The sequence below is a fragment of the Prevotella sp. P5-92 genome, assembly GCF_002251245.1.
Classification (GTDB): domain Bacteria; phylum Bacteroidota; class Bacteroidia; order Bacteroidales; family Bacteroidaceae; genus Prevotella.
The window spans coordinates 1-5627 of sequence record NZ_NPJG01000135.1; the positions used below are offsets into that span (position 1 = coordinate 1).

The window sequence follows — 5627 nt, forward strand, 5'->3', positions numbered from 1 at the left end:
GTATATGGAATACTACAATAATGAAAGAATAAAATTGAGACTCAACGGTATGTCACCTGTTTTATACAGAAAGGCATTCGAACAGGCTCACAGTTATTAACCCGTCCAACTTTTTGGGTTCATTTCAGCACATTGGTTCACTCTTTAGGGTCGATGAACCTGTCACCGATGATTCCTTATTTGATATTTAATAAAGACTCTATCTTCAAAAGCAACTCTTCTGTACGTTTGAAAAAGGGAAAAACATCCTCTTCCGACCATTCAAAACAATCGTCATAATCACCTGATTGACGCATATTTTGAAGTATGGAGATTGTTCTTCCTTCATCTCTCGAAAGAATTCCAGTCTTTACAAAGTGCTCGTTAATCTTTGCAATCACACCTGCATGCGTTTTTGCAAACATGCCTTTGTCAACAAGCAAAGCATTAGAAATATAGAAGAGAGTGTAATATAATCTATTTGCAGCAAGAGTCCAATGTCCCATGGTTGCACAATCTCTGGCCTCAATCATTGTTTTATGTGCCTTCTCTACACGATACTTGATGATTGATTTTTTGTCTTCTTTATTTAATGGCATATCTCAATAGCTTCTCGTTCAACAAATTCATGTAATGATGTAAACCTGCGATTATCCCATTCAGTTTTTGTATATACAATGGGATTTATTTCTTCGCCAATGCTATATCCTAATTCCATCAAAGGGCATGCATAATCATTAATGTCCTGCACAGTTCTTTTGTTCTTGTTCAGGATAATAAGGATGTCCCAGTCTGAATCAGGACGGGCATCACCTCTTGCGCGCGAACCAAAAAGAAGGATTCGAGCGTCCAAAGGCATAATATCCCTAACAGTATCTTCAATATGTTCTAAGACATCTTTATTCATCGCATTAATGATTTATCGCCGCAAAATTACAAAGAAAAATTGAAAAAACAAAGAAAAAGGGAGAAAAACTTAAGTCTTGCTCCCTTTTAAGGGTCAAGGGGACAGGCATTCGAACAGGCTCACAGTTATTAACCCGTCCAACTTTGTGGGTTCACTTCATACCTGTCCCCTGACCCTGACAAGCCCATCATCGTGAATGTCTATCCCGGTGCTGACACTACGTTCTCGCTCTATCAGGACTCCGGCGACGGATATGCCTTCGAGCAAGGCGACTATTCTCTATCCCTTCTGGCATGGGACGACAGCAAGCAGAAGCTGAAGCTAAAGGCCGTAAAGAAGTCAAGGATATATAATCGTGAGATAAAAGTGAATGTCGTCAAATGTTTCCCAACTAAACCATAGTTGGGAATGATGCACTTCATGCTCCTCTACTGAAGTTCTTGAATGATCGGGATGCAAATATTCCGACAAGGGCTCCTACAACCATAAAGAGGATGATGAGCATCGTCATGATGGCATTGTAGGCAAAGATGTTGAGATAGTGTTCAGACGGTGTTTCGGAAGAATTAAACTGCAAGTAGCTGACAAGAGCCTGGATTGTGCCGTATGCGTACATTCCAGGTATCATCGGCAATAGGGCAGGAAATGCTAAAACCTCGTAGGGACATCGATAATGACGCGAGGCAAACGATGATATTATGCCTATGCAGATGCTTCCGGCAAAACCGGCAAGAATGATGTTGAAATGAAAGGATGAATTCATCATGGCAAAGCGGGTTGCATGACCTATGGCAGCGATGAGTCCGCACCAAGGCAGCAAACTGCGCGGGGTGTTGTTGATGCTTCCAAAACCTATTGCCGCCATACAGGCAAAGAGTCCATCGGTGAATAGTGTATTTATTTCCATTGTATATTTAATGTGAGTAATGCAAGACAAAGGCCTAACGAAAGGCAGATGGTGGTAATGACAGCATCAGTCATCCTGCTTTGCGACACGACATAGTGGCCGTTGGTCATGTCGCTAATAGCATTGATGAATCTTATTCCCGGTACGAGCCACAACACAGATGTTCCCAAGGCTGTCTGTGGAGTGCTTCCAAAATCAAAGATGAAACACGACGATCCGACAATGGCGGATATATATGCTGCCACAATGGTTGTGAATCTTATGTCCCAATGCCTTTCAAGCATATAGTTCTTATATACATTGCCGATGACAGTGGCGGCAAACACGACCCCCATTGCATACCAGTCGCCATCAAACAGGCGGCAGAATGAGAGATTGGCCAATGCCGTAAGCATAATGACAATCCATTTGTTCAGTCGTGGCGTAGAGATAATGAGTTTCATCTGTTCGCAAGCTGTCTCAAGGGGAATGTCGAGAAATGATAAGCGGCTCAACTCTGTTACTGTTTGCAGGTTTATGCCGTTTTTATGGGTATGTCCCACAAGACTGTAATTATGCCTGTGACTTGTATCCCATACAGTCAGTAATATGCGCGAGGGGAGAAGCGACAGGTCGGATATTATATCATAGCGTTTGGATATGCGTTCCACACAATGCTCTATACGCGAAGTAGTGGCACCGGCAGACAACATGGCCGTGGCATACTCCTCTATAAACTTGCATACATTCTTTATTCTTGTATGCTCGTCAGCTGGTATGGCAGATGGTTCAGTAGTCATATTCGTCATCATAATCATATATTTTGTTGTCACCATACGAGATGATGTGCAATCGCTTGTTTGTTTTCCAAGCCTTAAACAAGATTTTGATAGCCGGCTTCAGTAGTACGGTTCCCAAGGCAAGCGCCCAAACGAGCCATGCGCATTGTCTTGCCGCAGTTTCATCAATAATGTATTCCATAATTCTCTATTTTTTAAATGATTTTTCGGGTGCAAAATTACTGCAAATAATAATAAGCAGGAATATTTGCCTATTGATTGTTTCGATAATGGCTATTTATAGATATTAATAATCATAATCGATAATATTATCGAAAATAATTATAGCTGACTATTGTGCGTATGATTTATTTGTTGTACTTTTGCAGCGTTTTTTATAAATAGTACGATTATAATGGAATTAAGGCAACTGAAATATTTTGTAAACGTGGCTGAGACGAATAGTTTCAGTGAGGCTTCACGATTGCTCAACATCACGCAAAGCACACTGTCGCAGCAGATAAAGCAGTTGGAGAATGAGTTGGGAGTAATGCTCTTTGAGCGTTCTTCCCATCGTGTATGTCTTACAGAAGTTGGGGAGGCATTCCTTCCCGAGGCCAAACGCACACTGCATGCCGCGGATGTATGTATAGACAGGATGAACGATATCAAAGGCTTGAAGGCAGGCTGTCTTAACATCGGTTCTACCTTTTCCTTTATTCCGCTGCTCAAGGATACGGTGTTGCTTTTTATGAAAGAATATCCAGACATTAAACTTAATATTCATTGTCATGATATGGAGACCTTGATACGCATGGTGAAAGACCGTGAACTTGATGTGGCATTGAGTTATAAACCTACAAGCATAAGTCCTGAGATAGAGTCGCACATATTGTTTGACAATCAGTTGGCTGTCGTCGTTTCCGAACATCATCCTCTCGCTGGTGAGGAAAAGGTTAAGTTTGCCGACCTCAAGCGCTTTCCATTTGTAATGCCAGCCAAAGGACTTCAGGCCCGCAATGCTTTTGATCTTCTGACAAGAGGCTCGGAAAGCCAGTTTAATGTAAGGTTGGAAATTAATGAAGTGAATGTCATTATCGACCTTGTAAGGTCGTCGAAGTTTCTTGTTACTGTTATCAGTCAGGCAGCGGTAAGTCATATTCCTGGCATCAAGGTCATCACCCTCGACCATCAAAACACGCAGATGGAGGGTTCGTTCCATATCCTCAAAGACAGTTATACCAAGCGCAGTACGAAGGAATTCCTCAAGATGCTTTGCGAAAACAAATCCTATAACATCGCATTGCTTGACATGCTGTAAAAATCGTTGGTAAAATAGTTCATGTGGAAGCCTATTTATATCTCCTAATGCGCTGAGCTACAGTGCTTTCTTGAAACAACGAACTCAAAACGGTACAAATTTTGAACAGGGAAGTATCTCCGTTGGCATATATTGCTGATATACACAGTGGTTAATAATTCGGCGGACATTTTAGCAATAATATCATCCTAATATGAATAGACAAGGTGTAATTTCTTAAAAATCACTAAAATGATGCCTTCAAATTGTAAAAACTTGGTGTATTTGAAATAAATGAGTAACTTTGCAAACAAAGTTACATCAGCCGCGCCATGCCACACGGTATTTGTGCGGACTAAAAGGAAGAGATTTGCTTATGTCAAAGCAGGTGATGGACAGGATAGAGTATCTTGTGTTGTTGGTGGCGGAGTTCGCTGCTCACAACAGGGTGTCGGAGGCGAAAGCTTACCGATACCTCAACCAGTATGGCGCTTTGGCACTTTGCGACAAGCATTACAACGTGATGCACACGCTATCGGTAGAGGAGAACATCCAGACCTTGCGGGAATACTGCCAAAGGAGGGGCGGAAACCTATGAAACTCTATCATGGCTCAACTGTTGACATCCCTCATGTTGACTTAGCGAAGTCTAAGCCCAACAAGGATTTTGGCATGGCTTTCTATCTATCGGATGACGAGCAGCAGGCATTAGAGATGGCACAGTTCCGTGCAGAATTTGAGGAGACTACTCCCATCGTCAATGTGTATGAGTTTGACGAGGCTCTTTTTGAGAAGTTTCAAATCAAGCGGTTTGAGGATTATACTGAGGAGTGGGCACACTTCGTCTATGACCATCGAACGGAACCCAACGGCAGGACTCTACATGATTACGACATCGTGTATGGCCCGATAGCAAACGACCGAATAGGTGCCCAGATTACACGTTACAAACAAGGTTACATTTCCTTTGAGGAATTCCTGAAGCGCATTCAGTATATCAAGGGCATCACATTCCAGTATGCTTTCTGTACACAGAGAGCCATAGACAAACTGATAAAGCAAACAAGCAGATGAAGGTATCACAGGCAGAATTTCAGAACATGAAAGAGGAGATAGTCAAAGACCTTATCTCCCGACTGATGGACGAACGTGGTCTTTCTATGGAGCAGGCCTTTGATGTCGTCTATACCTCACATTTGTTTGAAAAATTGAATGATCCGAAGACTGGACTTTTCTTTCAGTCCTCTGGCTATGTATATAGTTATCTGGAAGAAGAACTGCAACCTACATAAATGGTAATGCGAGATATGAATATGTTTGGAGTACATACGGAGAGCGAACCGCTATGGCAATAGATACAATTGTACAAGACGGGCGAGGATGGGAAACAACACATCCTCGCCCGATTTGATTGAAAAAACGCCCCAACAATAGAAAAATTGAGTTTGAATTGAAAATAATCGCATTTCTGCTTTACATTTTCTACGTCTGAACTGTATTATAAGTGTATGACACGAAAAGAAATGACGAACGAGCGAGCGCAGAGTGATGTTCGCATCAACTCTGCCGAGCGAGGAGGAATTGGACGGAGTCAAATTGAAAGTCTGTTCAAGACACACTACACGCAGATGTATCATCTGGCACTTACATTAGGGAGTGTCGTTAAATTTTAAGATTATTTATAACTATCTATTACTCAATGTGATAGAAATTTTGTACCTTTGTAGATGATAAGAAAAATCCCCCAATCACCCTAGGAAAGTGACAAATTGGGGG

Annotated in this window: 11 protein-coding genes; 6 read left to right on the forward strand and 5 right to left on the reverse strand. The window is 41.8% G+C overall.

Annotation, left to right across the window (positions count from 1 at the left end; translation table 11 throughout):
* The first annotated feature begins 4 nt into the window (after positions 1-4).
* Positions 5-100, forward strand: a complete 96-nt coding sequence (locus CIK99_RS16155; RefSeq protein WP_094381746.1) for an IS3 family transposase — start codon at positions 5-7, stop codon at positions 98-100.
* Positions 101-176: 76 nt separating this feature from the next.
* Here CIK99_RS16155 and CIK99_RS14715 read toward each other — a convergent pair whose 3' ends face one another.
* Positions 177-578 carry a HEPN domain-containing protein gene (locus CIK99_RS14715; protein ID WP_094382248.1) on the reverse strand — a complete coding sequence of 134 codons (402 nt, stop codon included), beginning with the start codon at positions 576-578 and terminating at the stop codon, positions 177-179.
* The gene (locus CIK99_RS14720) at positions 569-886 is read right to left on the reverse strand and encodes a nucleotidyltransferase domain-containing protein (protein WP_094382249.1); all 318 of its coding nucleotides are present in this window, start codon (positions 884-886) and stop codon (positions 569-571) included. Before CIK99_RS14720 ends, CIK99_RS14715 begins: the two co-directional genes overlap by 10 nt.
* 192 nt (positions 887-1078) lie before the next feature.
* Between CIK99_RS14720 and CIK99_RS14725 the strand changes: the two genes are divergently transcribed.
* Positions 1079-1288, forward strand: coding sequence for a DUF5110 domain-containing protein (locus CIK99_RS14725; RefSeq protein WP_216822820.1), 210 nt, complete (start codon positions 1079-1081; stop codon positions 1286-1288).
* A 16-nt stretch (positions 1289-1304) separates the two neighbouring features.
* Here CIK99_RS14725 and CIK99_RS14730 read toward each other — a convergent pair whose 3' ends face one another.
* Genes CIK99_RS14730 through CIK99_RS14740 form a run of 3 tightly spaced genes read right to left on the reverse strand, consistent with a single transcriptional unit; the run spans position 1305 to position 2753 of the window.
* Entirely contained in the window at positions 1305-1793 is a 489-nt protein-coding gene (locus CIK99_RS14730; protein WP_094382251.1) for a threonine/serine exporter family protein, read from the reverse strand.
* On the reverse strand, positions 1784-2584 hold the full coding sequence (locus CIK99_RS14735; protein WP_158216003.1) for a threonine/serine exporter ThrE family protein: 801 nt from the start codon (positions 2582-2584) through the stop codon (positions 1784-1786). The genes CIK99_RS14730 and CIK99_RS14735 overlap by 10 nt, the downstream gene beginning before the upstream one ends.
* On the reverse strand, positions 2562-2753 hold the full coding sequence (locus CIK99_RS14740; protein WP_094382253.1) for a hypothetical protein: 192 nt from the start codon (positions 2751-2753) through the stop codon (positions 2562-2564). The genes CIK99_RS14735 and CIK99_RS14740 overlap by 23 nt, the downstream gene beginning before the upstream one ends.
* A 213-nt stretch (positions 2754-2966) precedes the next feature.
* Between CIK99_RS14740 and CIK99_RS14745 the strand changes: the two genes are divergently transcribed.
* From CIK99_RS14745 to CIK99_RS14760, 4 genes are all read left to right on the forward strand, one after another.
* Positions 2967-3872 carry a LysR family transcriptional regulator gene (locus CIK99_RS14745; protein WP_094382254.1) on the forward strand — a complete coding sequence of 302 codons (906 nt, stop codon included), beginning with the start codon at positions 2967-2969 and terminating at the stop codon, positions 3870-3872.
* 355 nt (positions 3873-4227) lie between these two features.
* Positions 4228-4449: a DUF3791 domain-containing protein gene (locus tag CIK99_RS14750; RefSeq protein ID WP_094382255.1), complete on the forward strand. Its 222-nt coding sequence runs from the start codon at positions 4228-4230 to the stop codon at positions 4447-4449.
* Complete coding sequence (locus CIK99_RS14755; protein WP_094382256.1) at positions 4446-4925, forward strand: DUF3990 domain-containing protein; 480 nt, start codon at positions 4446-4448, stop codon at positions 4923-4925. Before CIK99_RS14750 ends, CIK99_RS14755 begins: the two co-directional genes overlap by 4 nt.
* On the forward strand, positions 4922-5143 hold the full coding sequence (locus tag CIK99_RS14760; RefSeq protein ID WP_253249702.1) for a hypothetical protein: 222 nt from the start codon (positions 4922-4924) through the stop codon (positions 5141-5143). Before CIK99_RS14755 ends, CIK99_RS14760 begins: the two co-directional genes overlap by 4 nt.
* Positions 5144-5627: the final 484 nt, after the last annotated feature.

Bases quoted from the DNA above. Each gene is read 5' to 3' on its own strand.
- CIK99_RS14730 (WP_094382251.1), bottom strand. From the start codon at position 1,793: ATGGAAATAAATACACTATTCACCGATGGACTCTTTGCCTGTATGGCG.
- CIK99_RS14720 (WP_094382249.1), bottom strand. From the start codon at position 886: ATGAATAAAGATGTCTTAGAACATATTGAAGATACTGTTAGGGATATT.
- CIK99_RS14740 (WP_094382253.1), bottom strand. From the start codon at position 2,753: ATGGAATACATTATTGATGAAACTGCGGCAAGACAATGCGCATGGCTC.
- CIK99_RS14760 (WP_253249702.1), top strand. From the start codon at position 4,922: ATGAAGGTATCACAGGCAGAATTTCAGAACATGAAAGAGGAGATAGTC.
- CIK99_RS14735 (WP_158216003.1), bottom strand. From the start codon at position 2,584: ATGATGACGAATATGACTACTGAACCATCTGCCATACCAGCTGACGAG.
- CIK99_RS14755 (WP_094382256.1), top strand. From the start codon at position 4,446: ATGAAACTCTATCATGGCTCAACTGTTGACATCCCTCATGTTGACTTA.
- CIK99_RS14745 (WP_094382254.1), top strand. From the start codon at position 2,967: ATGGAATTAAGGCAACTGAAATATTTTGTAAACGTGGCTGAGACGAAT.
- CIK99_RS14750 (WP_094382255.1), top strand. From the start codon at position 4,228: ATGTCAAAGCAGGTGATGGACAGGATAGAGTATCTTGTGTTGTTGGTG.
- CIK99_RS16155 (WP_094381746.1), top strand. From the start codon at position 5: ATGGAATACTACAATAATGAAAGAATAAAATTGAGACTCAACGGTATG.
- CIK99_RS14715 (WP_094382248.1), bottom strand. From the start codon at position 578: ATGCCATTAAATAAAGAAGACAAAAAATCAATCATCAAGTATCGTGTA.